The sequence below is a fragment of the Mesorhizobium subarcticum genome, from assembly GCF_055456085.1.
Genome location: NZ_CM144237.1, coordinates 1,477,606 through 1,493,421 on the forward strand (window position 1 = coordinate 1,477,606; position 15,816 = coordinate 1,493,421).

Annotated in this window: 19 protein-coding genes and 1 pseudogene; 6 read left to right on the plus strand and 14 right to left on the minus strand. The window is 64.0% G+C overall.

From position 1 onward, the window contains the following. Positions 1 to 14 precede the first annotated feature (14 nt). Both secB and ACZYHG_RS07045 read right to left on the minus strand, forming a co-directional pair. Positions 15 to 521, minus strand: a complete 507-nt coding sequence (gene secB / locus ACZYHG_RS07040; RefSeq protein WP_464613155.1) for a protein-export chaperone SecB — start codon at positions 519 to 521, stop codon at positions 15 to 17. Positions 522 to 642: 121 nt separating this feature from the next. Further along, a complete protein-coding gene (locus ACZYHG_RS07045) occupies positions 643 to 1,143 on the minus strand; it encodes an FxsA family protein (RefSeq protein ID WP_027059240.1) in 501 nt (166 codons plus the stop codon). Positions 1,144 to 1,341: 198 nt separating this feature from the next. Between ACZYHG_RS07045 and ACZYHG_RS07050 the strand changes: the two genes are divergently transcribed. Genes ACZYHG_RS07050 through ACZYHG_RS07065 form a run of 4 tightly spaced genes read left to right on the plus strand, consistent with a single transcriptional unit; the run spans position 1,342 to position 4,089 of the window. After that, a complete protein-coding gene (locus ACZYHG_RS07050; protein ID WP_027059241.1) occupies positions 1,342 to 2,049 on the plus strand; it encodes a Tim44/TimA family putative adaptor protein in 708 nt (235 codons plus the stop codon). Positions 2,050 to 2,073: 24 nt separating this feature from the next. Then, on the plus strand, positions 2,074 to 3,171 hold the full coding sequence (gene mltA / locus ACZYHG_RS07055; RefSeq protein WP_464613156.1) for a murein transglycosylase A: 1,098 nt from the start codon (positions 2,074 to 2,076) through the stop codon (positions 3,169 to 3,171). Next, positions 3,171 to 3,701 (plus strand): Smr/MutS family protein, encoded by a 531-nt coding sequence (locus ACZYHG_RS07060; RefSeq protein WP_464613157.1) that lies wholly within the window; start codon positions 3,171 to 3,173, stop codon positions 3,699 to 3,701. The genes mltA and ACZYHG_RS07060 overlap by 1 nt, the downstream gene beginning before the upstream one ends. Positions 3,702 to 3,720: 19 nt before the next feature. After that, entirely contained in the window at positions 3,721 to 4,089 is a 369-nt protein-coding gene (locus tag ACZYHG_RS07065) for a helix-turn-helix domain-containing protein (protein ID WP_464613158.1), read from the plus strand. 67 nt (positions 4,090 to 4,156) lie between these two features. Here the strand turns inward: ACZYHG_RS07065 and ACZYHG_RS07070 are convergent, their stop codons facing one another. The 4 genes and pseudogenes from ACZYHG_RS07070 to ACZYHG_RS07085 all read right to left on the minus strand — a co-directional run bounded on the left by ACZYHG_RS07070 (position 4,157) and on the right by ACZYHG_RS07085 (position 7,391). Continuing rightward, complete coding sequence (locus ACZYHG_RS07070) at positions 4,157 to 4,399, minus strand: hypothetical protein (protein ID WP_464613159.1); 243 nt, start codon at positions 4,397 to 4,399, stop codon at positions 4,157 to 4,159. Positions 4,400 to 4,575: 176 nt separating this feature from the next. Further along, positions 4,576 to 5,189: pseudogene (locus ACZYHG_RS07075) on the minus strand (transglutaminase-like cysteine peptidase). Positions 5,190 to 5,462: 273 nt separating this feature from the next. Further along, entirely contained in the window at positions 5,463 to 6,740 is a 1,278-nt protein-coding gene (locus tag ACZYHG_RS07080) for a polyhydroxyalkanoate depolymerase (RefSeq protein WP_464613160.1), read from the minus strand. A gap of 282 nt (positions 6,741 to 7,022) precedes the next feature. After that, the gene (locus tag ACZYHG_RS07085) at positions 7,023 to 7,391 is read right to left on the minus strand and encodes a septal ring lytic transglycosylase RlpA family protein (protein ID WP_027032087.1); all 369 of its coding nucleotides are present in this window, start codon (positions 7,389 to 7,391) and stop codon (positions 7,023 to 7,025) included. A gap of 309 nt (positions 7,392 to 7,700) precedes the next feature. Between ACZYHG_RS07085 and ACZYHG_RS07090 the strand changes: the two genes are divergently transcribed. Further along, the gene (locus ACZYHG_RS07090; protein ID WP_172221835.1) at positions 7,701 to 7,877 is read left to right on the plus strand and encodes a hypothetical protein; all 177 of its coding nucleotides are present in this window, start codon (positions 7,701 to 7,703) and stop codon (positions 7,875 to 7,877) included. Positions 7,878 to 7,988: 111 nt separating this feature from the next. On the opposite strand, the gene ACZYHG_RS07095 is transcribed toward ACZYHG_RS07090, so the two are convergent. From ACZYHG_RS07095 to tauA, 8 genes are all read right to left on the minus strand, one after another. Next, positions 7,989 to 8,786 (minus strand): ATP-binding cassette domain-containing protein, encoded by a 798-nt coding sequence (locus ACZYHG_RS07095; protein ID WP_464613161.1) that lies wholly within the window; start codon positions 8,784 to 8,786, stop codon positions 7,989 to 7,991. A gap of 5 nt (positions 8,787 to 8,791) precedes the next feature. Continuing rightward, a complete protein-coding gene (locus tag ACZYHG_RS07100) occupies positions 8,792 to 9,568 on the minus strand; it encodes an ABC transporter permease subunit (RefSeq protein WP_464613162.1) in 777 nt (258 codons plus the stop codon). Beyond that, positions 9,565 to 10,752: an FMNH2-dependent alkanesulfonate monooxygenase gene (ssuD, locus tag ACZYHG_RS07105; RefSeq protein ID WP_464613163.1), complete on the minus strand. Its 1,188-nt coding sequence runs from the start codon at positions 10,750 to 10,752 to the stop codon at positions 9,565 to 9,567. The genes ACZYHG_RS07100 and ssuD overlap by 4 nt, the downstream gene beginning before the upstream one ends. Positions 10,753 to 10,822: 70 nt before the next feature. Beyond that, positions 10,823 to 11,776: a sulfonate ABC transporter substrate-binding protein gene (locus ACZYHG_RS07110; RefSeq protein WP_464613164.1), complete on the minus strand. Its 954-nt coding sequence runs from the start codon at positions 11,774 to 11,776 to the stop codon at positions 10,823 to 10,825. Between the two features lie 231 nt (positions 11,777 to 12,007). Beyond that, the gene (locus ACZYHG_RS07115; RefSeq protein ID WP_027032082.1) at positions 12,008 to 12,196 is read right to left on the minus strand and encodes a hypothetical protein; all 189 of its coding nucleotides are present in this window, start codon (positions 12,194 to 12,196) and stop codon (positions 12,008 to 12,010) included. 26 nt (positions 12,197 to 12,222) lie between these two features. Continuing rightward, positions 12,223 to 13,083, minus strand: coding sequence for a taurine ABC transporter permease TauC (tauC, locus tag ACZYHG_RS07120; protein WP_464613165.1), 861 nt, complete (start codon positions 13,081 to 13,083; stop codon positions 12,223 to 12,225). Further along, complete coding sequence (locus ACZYHG_RS07125; protein WP_464613166.1) at positions 13,080 to 13,853, minus strand: taurine ABC transporter ATP-binding protein; 774 nt, start codon at positions 13,851 to 13,853, stop codon at positions 13,080 to 13,082. Before ACZYHG_RS07125 ends, tauC begins: the two co-directional genes overlap by 4 nt. 119 nt (positions 13,854 to 13,972) lie before the next feature. Continuing rightward, positions 13,973 to 14,986 carry a taurine ABC transporter substrate-binding protein gene (tauA, locus tag ACZYHG_RS07130; RefSeq protein ID WP_464613167.1) on the minus strand — a complete coding sequence of 338 codons (1,014 nt, stop codon included), beginning with the start codon at positions 14,984 to 14,986 and terminating at the stop codon, positions 13,973 to 13,975. A gap of 463 nt (positions 14,987 to 15,449) precedes the next feature. Between tauA and ACZYHG_RS07135 the strand changes: the two genes are divergently transcribed. Beyond that, positions 15,450 to 15,788 carry a hypothetical protein gene (locus ACZYHG_RS07135; RefSeq protein ID WP_464613168.1) on the plus strand — a complete coding sequence of 113 codons (339 nt, stop codon included), beginning with the start codon at positions 15,450 to 15,452 and terminating at the stop codon, positions 15,786 to 15,788. Positions 15,789 to 15,816 lie beyond the last annotated feature (28 nt).

Sequence of the window (15,816 nt, forward strand, 5' to 3'; positions counted from 1 at the left end):
CGGAGGAGAAGCTATCAGCTCACCTGGACCTTGGACGACGCGGCCTGGTCCTCGGCGATCTTCTGCTGGAACATCTGCGCGAAATCGATCGGGTCGAGCATCAGCGGCGGGAAGCCGCCATTGCGGGTTGCCTCGGCGATGATCTGGCGGGCGAAGGGGAACAGCAGGCGTGGGCATTCGATGAACAGGATCGGCAGCATGTGCTCCTGCGGGAAGCCTGCGATGGCGAAGACGCCGCCATAGACCAGCTCGACGTTGAACAGCACTTCCTGGTCGAAGGAAGCCTTGGCGTTCAGCGTCAGATTGACGTCGAACTGCTTGTCGGAGAGCGGATTGGCGTTGACGTTGACGTTGATGGCGATGCCGGGGGCCTTGTCGCGGCCGCGCAGCGAGTTCGGCGCGCCGGGGCTTTCGAAGGACAGGTCCTTCACATACTGGGCGAGCACGTTGAGCGACGGCTGCGCCGCCGCGTTGCCGTTGCCGTTGGCCGCGCCGGTCGGCGCGTCATCATTGCTGGCCATGAGCCGTTTCCTTTTCCCCTGGGCAGCTTTGCTGACCGAATTGAAATCGGGCGTTGGCTAGCATGGCCGACATGACAAGACAAGGTTTGCCGCCTTGCGACGGGAGGTGACCCAGACTGTGTCAATCATCCTTCAGACGCCGCCATGGCGAGTTGTGGTCGGGGCCGCGCTTCAGATCGTCCTCGCGCGAATAGTCGCCGTCTTCGAGGTCGATGACCTTGTCGCGGCTCCGGCCGCGAAAGCCGCCGGTCGAGAAATTGGTGGCGACGACGATGCGGCCCTTGAACCGGCTCCAGGCAAAGTCACGCACCGGCGGCACAAACAGCAGCAGGCCGATAATATCTGATATGAAGCCGGGGATGATCAGCAGGATCGCCGCGACGACGATCATGGCGCCGTGCGCAAGGTGGCGGCTGGGGTTCTGGCCGGCTTCCATCTCGGCACGGATGCGGGCCATGACGCCAAAGCCCTGATGCCGGAGCAAAAGCACGCCGGCGATGCTCGAGGCCAGCACCAGGCCGACCGTTGCCAGCGCCCCGATCTCACGGCCGACGATGACGAAACCGGCGATTTCCAGCAGCGGAAGCGCGAGGAGAAAGAAGGGAAGCAGCGAAATGCGCAAGTCTTTACCGACCATTCGTTTGTTTTGTCCCGCTGGCGACCAATCGCCGCTGGCACGGAGGCTGTTAGATAGGTATGCCTGCCTTTGATTTGAATGATTGCACCTTGCGTTCTATATGCTTTGAATGTTGAACGCTATGCGACCGCGGCCTGTTGGCTGGGCGGTCCGGCCTCGGGCAGGGATTGATTGGCGGAAGATATGGGATTCTTCGACTTCGGCACGATTTTCTTCCTGATCGCGGCGGTGGTGATCTTCTTCCAGCTGCGCAATGTGCTGGGCCGTCGGACCGGTAGCGAGCGGCCGCCCTTCGATCCCTACACGGCCGCGCGCACCGACAAGGACGCCGCCCAGAAACCCGAGAATGTCGTTTCGCTGCCGCGCAAGCGGCTGCCGGGCGAGCCGGCACCGGCCGACGCCTATACGGCCATCGACGCCTTCGCCAAGCCCGACACCGACCTCAACAAGGGCTTGCGCGCGATCAAGGACAATGACCCGTCCTTCGAGCCGAAGGGTTTCGTCGACGGCGCCAAGATGGCCTATGAGATGATCGTCATGGCCTATGCCGACGGCGACCGCAAAACGCTGAAGAACCTGTTGTCGCGCGAGGTTTTTGACGGTTTCGTCGCCGCGATCGGCGAACGCGAGGCCAAGGCTGAAAAAATCCAGTCCTCCTTCGTCGGCATCGACAAGGCCGACATCGTCTCGGCCGAGATGAAAGGCGGCGAGGCGCATGTGACGCTGCGCATCATCAGCGAGCTGATTTCGGCGACGCGCGACAAGGCGGGTGCTGTGATAGACGGCGATCCCGAAACCGTGGCCGAGGTCAAGGATGTCTGGACCTTCGCCCGCGACACACGCTCGCGCGATCCGAACTGGAAGCTCGTCGCCACCGAAGAAGAAGACTGAATCCGGCAAAGCGGCGGGGCTCCGGTGTCGCTATCGCCTCTCTTTTCGGCAAGGTCCTTCGACGATCTCCCCGGCTGGGGCGAGGATGACCATCTGCCGGCCTTCGAGGCTTTCCGCCGCTCCGCTTTCCATGTGCTGACAAAGCCTTATCGCAGCGGTGCGCTCGGCGTCGATTTCCGCGCCTTCGCGGAGGTCTATGCGCAAGCGCGCGCCGTTTCTTCGATGGACGGCGCACAGGCCCGCGCGTTCTTCGAGCGCCATTTTATCCCCATGCTGGTGCAGCCCGAGACCGGCGCAGGCCTCGTCACCGGCTTCTACGAACCCCAAGTCGAGGCTTCGCCGGTGCGGACGGAGCGTTTTGTCGTGCCGCTGCTGTCGCGCCCGGCCGATCTCGTCGATGTCGATCACGCCAACCGGCCCGACGGGATGGATCCTTATCTCGCCTTCGCGCGCCGGACCCTCAACGGACTGGCCGAGTATTTCGACCGCGGCGCGATCGAGCGCGGCGCTCTCGAGGACCAGGGGCTCGAGATCGCCTGGCTGGCCGAGAAGGTCGACGCCTTCTTCATCCATGTGCAAGGCGCCGCACGGCTCGCCATGACCGATGGCCGGCTGCGCCGCGTCACCTACGCGGCCAAGACAGGCCAACGCTTCACCGGGCCGGGCAAGGTGCTGAGCGAGCTGGGTGAAATCCCGCTGGCTGACGTGACGATGCAGTCGATCCGCTCCTGGTTCAAGGCGCATCCGGATCGCGTCGACGAGATCCTGTGGCAGAACCGCTCCTACATCTTCTTCCGCGAAGCCGATGTGGAGGATGTGAGCCTTGGCCCGATCGCCGCGGCCAAGGTGCCGCTGACGCCGGGGCGCTCGGTCGCGGTCGATCGGCTGCTGCACACATTCGGCACGCCGTTCTACATCGACGCGCCGACGCTGACCGCCTTCGACAAGAGACCGTTCCGGCGGCTGATGATCGCGCAGGACACCGGCTCGGCCATCACTGGACCGGCGCGGGGCGACCTGTTCGCCGGTTCGGGCGATGCCGCTGGCGAGATCGCCGGTGTCGTGCGCAACGCCGCCGATTTTTATGCGCTGGTGCCGCGCTCGTTGGCTGGAAGCGCCTGATGAGCAAGCGCCCGGACAAGCTCAGCGATGACGACCGGGTGCTGTGGAACCTGGTGGCGCGCACGGCCAAACCGCTGAAGGGCAGGACTTCGGTTGATATTCCCGACATGGCCATCGAGGCCAAACCGTCGACGGCGCAGCCAGCCCAGCCGGCCGCCACTGCGGCGGGTGCGGCAAAGCCGAAGGCCCAGCATGTCACGCACCGCCTTGACGAGCCGACCCTGGACAAATTGTCGAAAGGCCGGCTGCCGATCGAAGGCCGGGTCGACCTGCACGGGATGACGCAGGACGAGGCCTATTCGCTGCTGTTCTCATTCCTGCACCGGGCGCATGCCGGCGGCGTCCGCTATGTCCTGGTCATCACCGGCAAGGGTTCGTCCTCCGGCGGCGACGGCGTGCTGCGACGCGCCGTGCCCGCCTGGCTGTCGACGCCGGCGTTCCGGCCGCTGGTTTCCAGCCACGACCATGCCGCCCGCAACCATGGTGGCGCGGGCGCGCTCTATATAAGGCTGCGGCGGGTGCGTTCGTGAGGGTTGAGGGGCGAGCCGCATGACGCCGTTCGGCGAGAAACTGCGGGCGCTTCGCGCCGAGCGCGGCGTCAGCCAGAAAGACATGGCGGCCGCGATCGGTGTCAGCGCCGCCTATCTCTCGGCGCTCGAGCATGGCCGGCGCGGTGCGCCGACCTGGACGCTGATCCAGAAGATCATCGGCTATTTCAACATCATCTGGGATGATGCCGAGGAGCTGGCGCGGCTGGCCGAAGCCTCGCATCCGCGCGTGAAACTCGACACGTCAGGTCTCAACCCCGCCGCCACCGAGCTCGCCAACCTTCTGGCCGAAAACATCGAAAAACTCGGCGAGGCGGAACTGCGCCGCATCACCGCCTCGATCCGCGTGGCGCTGGGTAAGCGAGCGTAATCGCACCGGCCGGGTTCCCCGTAAGACAGTGCCCGCCGGCGTCGGCCAGCGGGCAGCTGTGGTGGGATCAGGGCTTGCCGGCAGCGCCGCCATTGCTATTGGTGCCGCGGCCACCATTGTCGCCGTGATCGCGGCCACCGTTTCCGCCGCGCAGGCAGTCTGATGCGCCGGCGGCGCCGCAACAATTGCCGGCCCACAGATCGTTCAGGTTGGTGTGGGAGCAGCTTTTGGTCTCATCGGCCATGGCGGTGCCGGCAAGGCTCGACATGGCGATGGCAGCGAGAAAGGTATTACGCAGGAAAGCAGTCATTTGAGGTCTCCATGGTTGGGTTTCGTCGTTCACGGCTGTGTGTCGCCGGGCGGGACGAAATGGTTCATGGAGCGTGTGGAAAAATTTTGAGGTGGCGTGAAGAACGCTGCTAGAGACGGTGGCGCAGCCCCTCATCCGCCTGCCGGCACCGTATAGTGACGGGGAGAAGGGAACTCCTACTGAACCGAGCCCACCAGGATCGGCTGGCCGCCGCGGATCGAGACCCAGCGGCCGGTGTTGTCGATCGCCTGCCGCTTGAGGAAGCGGTAGCCGGTCTGGTCCCAGGCCTTGACCTTGTTGGTCAGATTGTCGAGCACGTAGTCGCCCTTGTCGGTGCGCACCGTCAGCACGGAGTGGCCTTCGCCATCGGGCTTGCGGACCACCGTGATGAGCAGATCGGACAGCGAGATGCCCATGTGGGACAGCCGGCGGCGCTTTTCCAGCACATAGTCCTCGCAATCGCCGACGCCCTTGTCGGGATAGGCCCAGACCTCGTCCTTGCCGTAAATGTCCATGTCGCTCATCGGCTTGACCGCGGCATTCACCCGGGCGGTAACGCCGGCGAGCTTGCTCATAAGCCCACTGGTCATTTTTGCCGGCGCCAGATTGCTCGGACGGATCGAGCATTCGCCAGGATGCAGCTTGCAGAAATCATAGTGGCCGATCGGCTGCGAGGTTAGCCCCCGGTCGCCATCGCTCCGGCGGCCATTGCCGGCCAGCTTCCCGTGACTGCCAATCCAGCTGCCACCGCGCAAAAACGCAGCCTTTTCGCGATTGTTGAGGAATTCATTGTCCCCGTCCACCCTGTTGTTAACGAAAGGTTAAGGGGGATTTACAGCCCGTGTCAATCGCGACGACCACAGGACTGGGGACATGGTTACCCACGGGGAAGGACAGCGGCACATGTGCAACGGAATCTTCCGGCCGCTGGTTTTGCCCAGGGAATGTTGCGCGCGTTGCCGCTATACTTTTGTTTTACGCAAGGTCGTTGTCACAAGACCGTCGCGCGCCCCCGGTCAGGCCCGTGGGTGCGCCCGGTGGGTGCGCTTTGAGCGACGTGACCCTATCGCTTGGCGCTGCGGACCAGCCTCGGCTTCACCGCGACGCGGTTCTGGCGGCCATAGCTGGTGATGAAGTCGACGATGCGCGGCACGATCTCGGAGCGGAAGCGCGAGCCGTTGAAGACGCCGTAATGGCCGACCGCCGGCTGCATGTAGTGGGCCTTCTTGTCAGCCGGAATGTTGACGCACAGATCCTGCGCCGCCTTGGTCTGGCCGAGGCCCGAAATGTCGTCGTTCTCGCCCTCGACGGTGAACAGAGCGACGTTGCGAATAATTGAGGGATCGATCTTCGTGCCGCGATGCGTCATCTCGCCCTTCGGCAGGGCCTGGCGCACGAAGACGGTGTCGACGGTCTGCAGGTAGAACTCCGCCGTCAGGTCCATGACGGCCAGATATTCGTCGTAGAAGTCACGGTGTTTTTCGGCATTGTCGCCATCATGCTTCACAAGGTGCATGAAGAAGTCCTTGTGGGCGGCGATGTGGCGGTCGAGATTCATGCTCATAAAGCCGGAGAGCTGCAGGAAGCCGGGGTAGACCGCGCGGCCGAAGCCCGGCTCCGGCCAGGGTGCGTTCATGATAACGTTGTCGCGGAACCAGTCGATGCCCTTTTCCTCGGCCAGCAGATTGACCGCGGTCGGGTTGCGGCGGGTATCGATCGGCCCGCCCATCAGGGTCATCGTCGACGGCACGAAGGGGTCGCCCTTGGTCTCCATCAGCGCCACCGCCGCCAGAACCGGCACCGAAGGCTGGCACACCGCCATCACATGGGTGTCGGGGCCGAGCGCGTGGAACATCTCGATGATGTAGTCGATATAGTCGTCGAGATCGAAGCTGCCGTCAGCCAGCGGCACCATGCGGGCATCGACCCAGTCGGTGATGTGGACATCGGCATAGGGCAGCATGGCTTCCACCGTGCCGCGCAGCAGCGTCGCATAGTGGCCCGACATCGGCGCCACGATCAAAAGCTTCGGATCCGGCCGGCGCCCGGCTGGGACAGCGCGTTCGAAGCGGAGGAGATTGCAGAACGGCTTCGACCAGACGGTCTTTTCGGTGACCTCTACGGTCTTCCAGTCGATGACGGTCTTGTCGAGACCGAAGCGCGGCTTGCCGTAGCGGCGGGTGGTCCGTTCGAACAGTTCGGCGCCCGCCGCGATCGACCGGCCCCAGGGCGTGTGCGAAAACGGATTGAGCGGGTTGGAATAGAACATCCGCACCGCGTCGGCATAGAGCCGCGCCGGCTGCAAGGCGGCGTGGTTCATTTCGTAGAGCTGGTAGAACATCAAGAACCCCGCTGCTGCCTCGACCGAAGGGACGACGAGCAGCGCCGAGCCTTAAATGTCTCGCGGCGAGGTTAACAACTAATTGCTGCGACGCAATACGTCACGTTGCGTGACCAATGGTTCTTTCGTCCAAACCGTTGCAAATCCGCCTGGAATGGCCGAGCCGGCTCAATGTGCAGTGCCGAAATGTAGGAAATGTATTTGGCGATGCCGGACACCGGACCATGACCCCGAAAAGTGGGGTGCGGTTTTCGGAAGCGATCATGGTCCAGGGAAATCGGATCAGATGCGCGCCATGCAGACGGCTGTCTGGCCCGAGCCGATGAAGCCGAGCTGGCCGGCGGCGCCCTTGGACAGGTCGAGCACGCGGCCCCTGATGAACGGACCCCGATCGTTGATGCGTACGATGACGCTCTTGCCATTGTTCTGGTTGGTGACCCGCAATTTGGTGCCGAAAGGCAGCGTGCGGTGGGCGGCGGTCATCGCCGAAGGGTTCATGCGCTCGCCCGATGCGGTTTTCGAGTGCAGCGCATACCACGATGCACGGCCGCACTGGCCGGCGGCGGCGGTTGCCGAAGTGGCGGAAGCGCCGACCATCAGGCCAGCAGCGATCGTTACCGCGACAAGCGCGGTCTGGTTTAGGTTCTTCATCTGTAAGGGGTGGCTCCGTTTTTGACAGACCCCAGCCGTTAGGTGGCGAATAAGGCAGGAAATGCGGCAAGCATCTGTCAGTTCCGTGGCAAGAGCACACGTTTGGAGTCACAGGGTAACAGTCTGTCAGGGATTTTCCGGAGGGCGGCGACCAATCCTTGATGATCTTCGTGTCTATATCCGGGACTTTATTGACAAGATCGAGCGTTGATATTCAAGTAGAAATGAGTGCTGTCGAGCCAGATCCTTTGGCTATTTCATCGCGGCCACGGCGCCGCAATCAATCGACTGGGAAAGCGAGATCCGTCAATGAGACTGACCAAAAATCTGCTCGCCTTGATTGTGCTGGCCATCGGGGCGCTGTGGTCGCTGCAAGGCATCGGCGTGGTCGGCGGCAGCTTCATGACCGGCCAGTCGCAATGGCTCTATATCGGCCTCGTCGCCATGCTGGTCGGCCTGGCCGGGCTGGTGTGGGCGAACCGGTAGGGTGAGTGGCCCGAACGAGCGCATTCGCGATTGGCCGAGCCACCCTCAACTGGGGCGCTTTCGCAAAGGTCAACCAAGCGGCCAGCCAAAGCCTTGCCGCCCCTGCCAACACTAACCGAACAGCCGGTCCAGTATCGTGCCTTCGAGCCGGGCAAGCTCGGCGGAACCGCGCCGGCGTGGCCGGGCCACCGGGACGTCCAGATCAAGCGCGATCTTGCCTTCGCTGATCACCACGACCCGGTCGGCGAGCGCCACCGCCTCGGCAACATCATGCGTCACCAGAACCGCGGTGAACTTCTGGGCGAGCCAGATGCGTTCCAGCAATTGCTGCACCTCGATGCGGGTCAGCGCGTCGAGTGCGCCGAGCGGCTCGTCGAGCGCCAGGATCTGCGGCTGGCCGACCAGCGCGCGGGCGAGCGCGACGCGCTGCCTCTGGCCGCCGGACAGCACCGAGGGCCATTCATCGGCGCGATCAGCGAGGCCGACTTCGCCCAGAATGTCGAGCGCGCGTTGCCTTGCGTCCGTGCCGGACGCGATGCCGGTCAGCCCGACCTCGACATTCCTGACCACGCTGGCCCAGGGCAGCAGGCGCGGCTCCTGGAACATGAAGCGGGTGCGGCTGTGGCCTTCTTCCTCGGCGCCGAGCGTCAGCGATCCCGATGTCGGCCGGTCGAGTCCCGCCAGCAGCCTGAGCAAGGTGCTTTTGCCGCAGCCGCTCTTGCCGATGACGGCAACGAACTGTCCGGCCGGCACGTCAAGGTCGATGCCGTCGAGCACGATCTTGTCGCCGAAGCGTTTTCCCACGCCCTTGAAGGCGAAGGCGCGCCGTCCTTCGACCGATATTGCCGGGCGCACCGGCACTGGTGCGGCGACGAAGGAGCGGATGGCGGTCAGGCTGGCGGCTGGCATGGGCATTATCCGTTCTGAAAGGCCGGATGCCAGCCGAGCGAAAGCCGCTCGAGCAGGCGGGCGAGGCTGTCGGCGAGCTTGCCGAGCAGCGCGTAGATCAGGATCGAGAGCACGACGACATCGATCAGCAGGAATTCGCGCGCCTGCATGGCCATGTAGCCGAGGCCGGAACTGGCCGAGATGGTCTCGGCGACGATCAGCGTCAGCCACATGATGCCGAGCGCATAACGCAGGCCGGCGAAGATCGCCGGCAGCGCGCCGGGCAGGATCACCCTGAAGAACAGCGCGCGCCGGTCCATGCCGTAGACGCGGCCCATCTCGACCAGTTGCGGGTCGACGCTCTGGATGCCGAGCAGGGTGTTGACGTAGATCGGGAAGAACACGCCCAGTGCCACCAGGAACAGTTTTGCTTCCTCGTCGATGCCGAACCACAGGATGACGAGCGGGATCAGCGCCAGATGCGGGATGTTGCGGATCATCTGCAGCGTGGTGTCGGTCAGGCCGCGGCTGAGCCGCGACAGGCCGTTGGCGAGGCCAAGCGCGAAGCCGATCGAGCCGCCGACGGCGAAGCCGGCGAGCGCGCGCGCCGTGGAAACGCCGATGTTGCGGATCAGCTCGCCCGACAGCGTCAGCCGCCAGAAGGCCTCGGCAACGGCGCTTGGCGCCGGCAGCACGTTGGCCGGCATGACGCCCGCGCGGCTGGCAATCTCCCAGCCGGCGATCACCAGCACTGGCAACACCCAGCCGATGGCATTTGCCTGGAGGCGCGAAAGAAAGCTCATGAGGACGCCTGCAGACGGGCGGCGCCATGGAAGCCGACCGAGAATTCGTTGGCGATGTTCTGATGCGCCCGCTGCCGGCTGGTGCCGAGCCCGAGCTTCGGGAACAGAAGCTCGGCAACACGGTAGGCTTCCTCGAGATGCGGGTAGCCCGAACCGATGATGGTACCGATGCCGATCGCCTGGTATTCGCGGATGCGCTCGGTGATCTGCTCCGGCGTGCCGACCAGCGCGGTGCCCGCGCCCCCGCGCACCAGGCCGACGCCGGCCCACAGATTGGGCGACACGACGAGCCTGTCGCGGCGGCCGCCATGCAGCTCGGCCATGCGGCGCTGGCCGACCGAGTCCATCTGGTTGAGGAAGCGCGCCTGGGCATTTTCGATCTGGGCGTCGGTGACATGGCTGATCAGCCGGTCGGCGGCGCTCCAGGCTTCGTCCTCGGTCTCGCGAACAATGAAATGCAGCCGGATGCCGAAACGCAGTTTTCTGCCGCGCAGCGCCGCCTTTTTGCGCGCTGAAGCGAGCTTTTCGGCGACCAGCGCCGGCGGCTCGCCCCAGGTCAGGTACATGTCGACGAGGTCGGCGGCGAGATCCTGGCCGGCGTCGGACGAGCCGCCGAAATAGAGCGGCGGCCGTTCCTGCGATGGCAACAGGTCAAGGCGGCCATTCTCGACGCGATAATATTTGCCGTCGAAGTTGACGCGTTCGCCCGACACAAGGCCGCGCCAGATGGTCAGGAATTCATGCGCCTGGGCATAGCGCTCGTCATGCGGCAGGAAGACACCGTCGCCGGCAAGCTCGGTCGGATTGCCGCCGACCACGACATTGAGCAGCAGGCGGCCGTTGCTCAGCCGGTCGAGGGCTGCCGTCTGGCGCGCGGCAAAGGTGGGCAACGTCACGCCGGGCCTGAGCGCCACCAGGAATTTGAGTTTTTCGGTGAGCGTCGCAAGCCCCGTCGCGGTGATCCAGGAATCCTCGCAGTTCTGACCGGTCGGCAACAGCACGCCGGGAAAGCCGAGCCGGTCGACCGCCTGGGCGATCTCCTTGAAGTAGCCGAATTCCGGCGGCCGCTGCTGCTGTTCGGAGCCGAGATAGGAGCCGTCGCCATGCGTCGGGATGAACCAGAAGAAATCGAGCTGCCCCTCTGGCGTGATCTTGGCTGGAGCGGTTGTGTCTGGCGCAGTCACGGGCGGATCTCCTGGAGATTACAAACGGCAAAGGCGCCGGACGTTTCCGCCCGGCGCCGCGCGAGAACGATCAATTGCCCGGTGCGGTCCACACGGCGTCGGAGATGCGGACCGCCTTCGGGATCAGGCCGAGCTTGTAGAAGCGGTCGGCGGTCGCCTGCTGGCTGGCGACAATCTCGTCGCTGAGCGGGAAAATGCCGAATTTGCTGCGGTTGGCGGCGATGATCTGCGCGTCGAGCGGCACACCGGTCACCTCATGCAGCGCCTCGGCGACCTTGTCGCGGTTCTGGTCTGCCCATTTCGCGGCCTCGCCCAGAGCAGCGATGGTCGTGGTCACGACCTCGGGATGCGCCTTGGCGAAATCCTTGTTGGCGAGAATATAGCTGTTGACCTTGAGCACGTCGCTGGAACGGGCAAGCACACGCGGCTGGTAACGTGTCTCGGCGATCGCGAAGAACGGATCCCAGACCGCCCAGGCATCGATCTGGTCGCTGGCGAAGGCGGCCGCGGCATCGGCGGGGCTGAGATAGACCGGCGTGATCTGATCGTAGGGAAGGCCGGCCTTTTCCAGCGTCGCCACAAGAAGATTGTGCGCGGAAGTGCCCTTGCCGACGCCGACGCGTTTGCCCTTGAGATCGGCGACCGACTGGATGGGAGAGGCCGGCTTGACGAAGACTGCCTCGCCATCGCCATTGGACGGCATCGCAGCGACATAGACAATGTTGGCCCCAGCCGATTGCCCGAAAATCGGCGGCGCGTCACCCGTGTAACCGACATCGACGGCGCCGACATTCAGGGCCTCGACCAGCGGCGGACCGGCGGTGAATTCGACCCACTTCACCGCGACGCCCTTGTCGCTCAGCGCCTTCTCGATCACCTGCTGCTGCCTGGCGACGACCGGCAGGCCGGTTTTCTGGTAGCCGATTGAGAGCTGCTTCAGCTCCTGCGCGGAGGCGCTAAACGACAGGGCAACACCCGCCGCCAGTAGGCCGATGCCAAAAACGCGTCTCGTCAGACTGAACATGATCCCTCTCCTTCGCTGCGGATCGGCGTCGGGAAAATGTCCTCGCCGGTTGGATAGGGATCAGGCTAGGTACTTCTATAAATTTAGTAGAGGAATGATTTTGCGAGTTGTCGATATGGCGTGGAAAGATTTTCTGCGGCAACCCATCGTTCGTCATCCTAGGGCGGAGCAAGGAGCGAAGCGACGCGGCGCAGACCCCAGGATGACGAAGGTGTGGGTTGGCGCACCCCCTCACTGCGACCAGTATTGCCAGGCCCAGTAAAAACTCTCGTCGCGTGGCGGCAGGCGGTCGCGGCCGGCCTGGAATTGGACCGGCGCCGGCGAGCGCTGGCTTTCCTGCCTCGCCGCCTTGTCATCGGAAGCAAGGCCCAGCAGCCAGGCACCGAAATGGGCAAACAGCACGGCGGTGGAATGGGTCATCGTCATTCTCCTGTGCTTGCGGTTGATCACTCGCGCCCCGCCCAGGGGACGAGCACGCGCTCGATCCGGCGGATGATGAATTCGAGCACGAAGGCGATGGCCGCGATCACCAAAATGCCCATGATCACCACGTCGGTGACCAGGAACTGGGCCGCCGACTGGATCATGAAGCCAAGCCCGCGTGTGGCCGCCACGAGTTCGGCCGCGACCAGCGTCGACCAGCCGGCGCCGAGCGCGATGCGCAGCCCGGTCAGGATCGATGGCAGCGCACTGGGCAAGATGACGTGGCGAACCACTTGGCGCTTTGTCGCGCCTAGCGAACGCGCAGCGTTGATGCGTTCCTGCGAGACGCCGCGAACGCCGGACGCGGTCGACAGCGCCACCGGCGCCAACATGGCGATGGCAATCACCAGGATCTTCGACGGCTCGCCGATGCCGAACCAGATGATGACCAGCGGCAGGTAGGCGAGCGGCGGAATCGGCCGCAGGAACTCCAGCAGCGGATCGAAGATGCCGCGACCGATCGTGCTGATGCCGATGGCGAGACCCACCGGCACGCCAATGAGGAGGGCCGCGACCAGGGCCGCAAACACGCGGCCGAGGCTGGCGACGGCGTGCTGCCACAGAGTGGCATCGACGAAGCCGTCGCTGGCAACAATGAAGAATTTGTTCCAGACGGCGGCAGGCGAGGGCAGGAAGACCGGCGATACCAGTTGCAGGCTGGCCGACAGCGCCCAGACCGCCAGCACCACCAGGATGGTGACCGCGCTGATCATGCGCGCCGAGACGCCCTTGCGCTTCGGGGCGGCCGGCGACCATGGCACCGACAGACCATCGACCTCGTCGATCTTCTGGCTCCGTCGCTCCGTGTAGGGCGTTACAGTCATGCCGCCTCTCCCTCGAAGATGGCGTCGGTCAGTTCGCCGCGCGCGGTCGCGAAGGCCGGGTCGGCCTTGATCGTGCGGATGGCCTCGCCCGAGGCGTAGCGCCTGGAGAAACCTGGCTCGAAGGTCCGCACCACACGGCCGGGGCCTGGCGCCAACACGACGATGCGGGTGGCGAGCACCAGCGCCTCCTCGATGCCGTGCGTGACCATCAGCACGCCGACATGGCTTGCCGTCCAAAGGTCAAGCAGCGTCGTCTGCATGCGTTCGCGCGTCAGCGCATCGAGCGCGCCGAGTGGTTCGTCAAGCAGCAGGAATTCGGGTTCGGCGGCAAGCGCGCGGGCAAGGCCGACGCGCTGGCGCATTCCGCCGGAAAGCTCCCAGATACGCTTGTCACCGGCGTCGGTCAGCTTGACCAGCGCCAGCAGTTCATCGGCGCGGCGCGCCCGCTCGGCCGGCCTGACACCGCGCAGCCGAAGCGCGAAGGCAACGTTTTCGCGCGCGGTGAGCCAGGGAAACAGCGCATCGTTCTGGAACACCACGGCGCGATCCGAGCCGGGCGCAGTGATCGGCTTGCCGTCGGTCGTGGCGGTGCCGCGCGACGGCGTGACCAGGCCGGCGGCAACATTGAGCAGCGAGGTCTTGCCGCAGCCGGAACGGCCGACCAGCACGACAAAGTCGCCCTTGGCGACATCGATCGACACACGCTCGACGGCGGGTGCCGGCTGGCCGTCATAGTGGATCGAGATCTTGTCGAGCACGAGATGCGGCATGGGGCCTCGCAGGAGGTCTGTTGAAATCCGACTGCCCCAAAACGGCTCCTCGTCAGCGGTTCCGGGGCAGGCAGCACGCGGCGTCAGGGAAGAGCGCGCGTTCAGTTCGACGCAGGCTCTCAGTTCGAAGCCAGCGCCTCGGTGACGTATTTCGATGTCACGTATTTCGAATAGTCGGGCAGCACGGTGTCGACCTTGCCTTGCTCCTTTAGGAAGGCGGAGGCCGCCGCGACCGCCTTGACCGTGCCGCCGCCGAGGAACTTGTCGGAGGCCTGCTCCTCAAGAGTTGGGAAGACATAGCCCTTCAACAATTCCGGCACCTCTTCCAGCTTGGCGCCGGTGAGCTTGGCGATCTTGCCAGCCTGCGGCGACGACACCGACCAGGCGTCGGGCTTGGCCAGGTACTCGGCATAGGCGGCACCCGTCACCTTGACGAAGTCGCGCACCGCTTCCGGGTTCTTCTCGGCAAAATCGGTGCGCACGATCCAGGCGTCGAAGGTCGGTGCGCCCCAGGCGGCGACCTGCGAGGAATCCAGCACCACCTTGCCCGTCGTCTTGATCTGGCCGAGCGCCGGATCCCAGACATAGGCCGCATCGATGTCGCCGCGCGCGAAGGCGGCGGCGATTTCCGGCGGCCGCAGGTTGAGGATCTCAACCGACTTCGGATCGACATTCTCGTGCTTGAGCGCGGCAAGCAGGCTGTAATGCGTCGTCGAGACGAAGGGCACGGCGACCTTCTTGCCGGCGAGGTCGGCGACTTTCTCGATGCCGGCGCCGTTGCGGGCGACCAACGCCTCGGACGGCCCGATCAGGCCGACGACGAAGATGGTCTGGATCGGCAGTTCGCGGCTCGCCGCCGCTGCCAGCGGGCTCGAACCGACATAGCCGATATCGACGGAGCCGGAAGCGACCGCGGCAATGACATCGGCGCCGGAATCGAATTTGCGCCAGTCGATGGCGGCCTTGGTCGCCTTTTCATAGATGCCGTCGGCCTGCGGCACTTTCGAAGGCTCGACCACCGTCTGGTAGCCGATGGTGATCCTGAGGTCGTCGGCCAAGACCGGGCTGAGGAAGGCGGCGCCAGCAAGGGCGGCGGACGACAGAAGAAGGATGCGTCGCGAAATTGTGGACATCAAAAGGCTCCATGAAAAACAAAGAAAACCGGATTGCCCTATGATAGTCCGCTAATTCTATCGCCCTTGTAGAGTTAAATCCTTCCAACGAAGGCCGGTTTGTTGGAAAAAATCCACTGATGACGCGCGCCAAGGCGGATAGGGCGGCTGTGGCAGGCCCGGCCTCACATCACCGCGCGGCCTCGGGGGCGAAATCGTCGGGCTGGAACCGTCGCTGTCCACCGAACGGTGGATGACGCGAAATCCTTTTCATGGTGGTCTGCGGTCTACATCTGCCCCCGATTCAATGGGGCCCAACAGGCTCGACGGAGATCTACGGATCTCTGGAGGGATGAAAAATGGCCATTGGCTGCTAACGGCTCACTGGGCGGCCAACATTGTCGGCATCGTGGTTATGTTTCGTTTCTGCCGTGGAATCTTTACCATCGGATAAGGCATAAATAGCTTGTGTATGGAGGATGCGATGACGATCGAGGATGATTGCGATTGCAATACAATTTGCCCACAATACCAGCACTGTATTTGTATTTATCACTATGATGAAGGATATTGTGACTGCACTTGCGGCCCTCTGCAGATTTTATCTGAGCGAACGACGAAGCGGCCGACTGACAGCATCATAAACATTTGCGTCAAGGGTGCAGAATTGTCGGCGGTGGCGGAGTTCCTGAGCAGATACAGCGAGGAAGAATTGTTCATCCCGGCAGCGAGAGCGAAGACGAAAATTTCGCTTGAGATCAAAAAGACGACGCTTGCCAGCGTGATCGAGCAGGTTGGTTTGCGGATCGGACTGCCTGGTTGAAATGAACCCGCGCAACGGGAACGCTTGA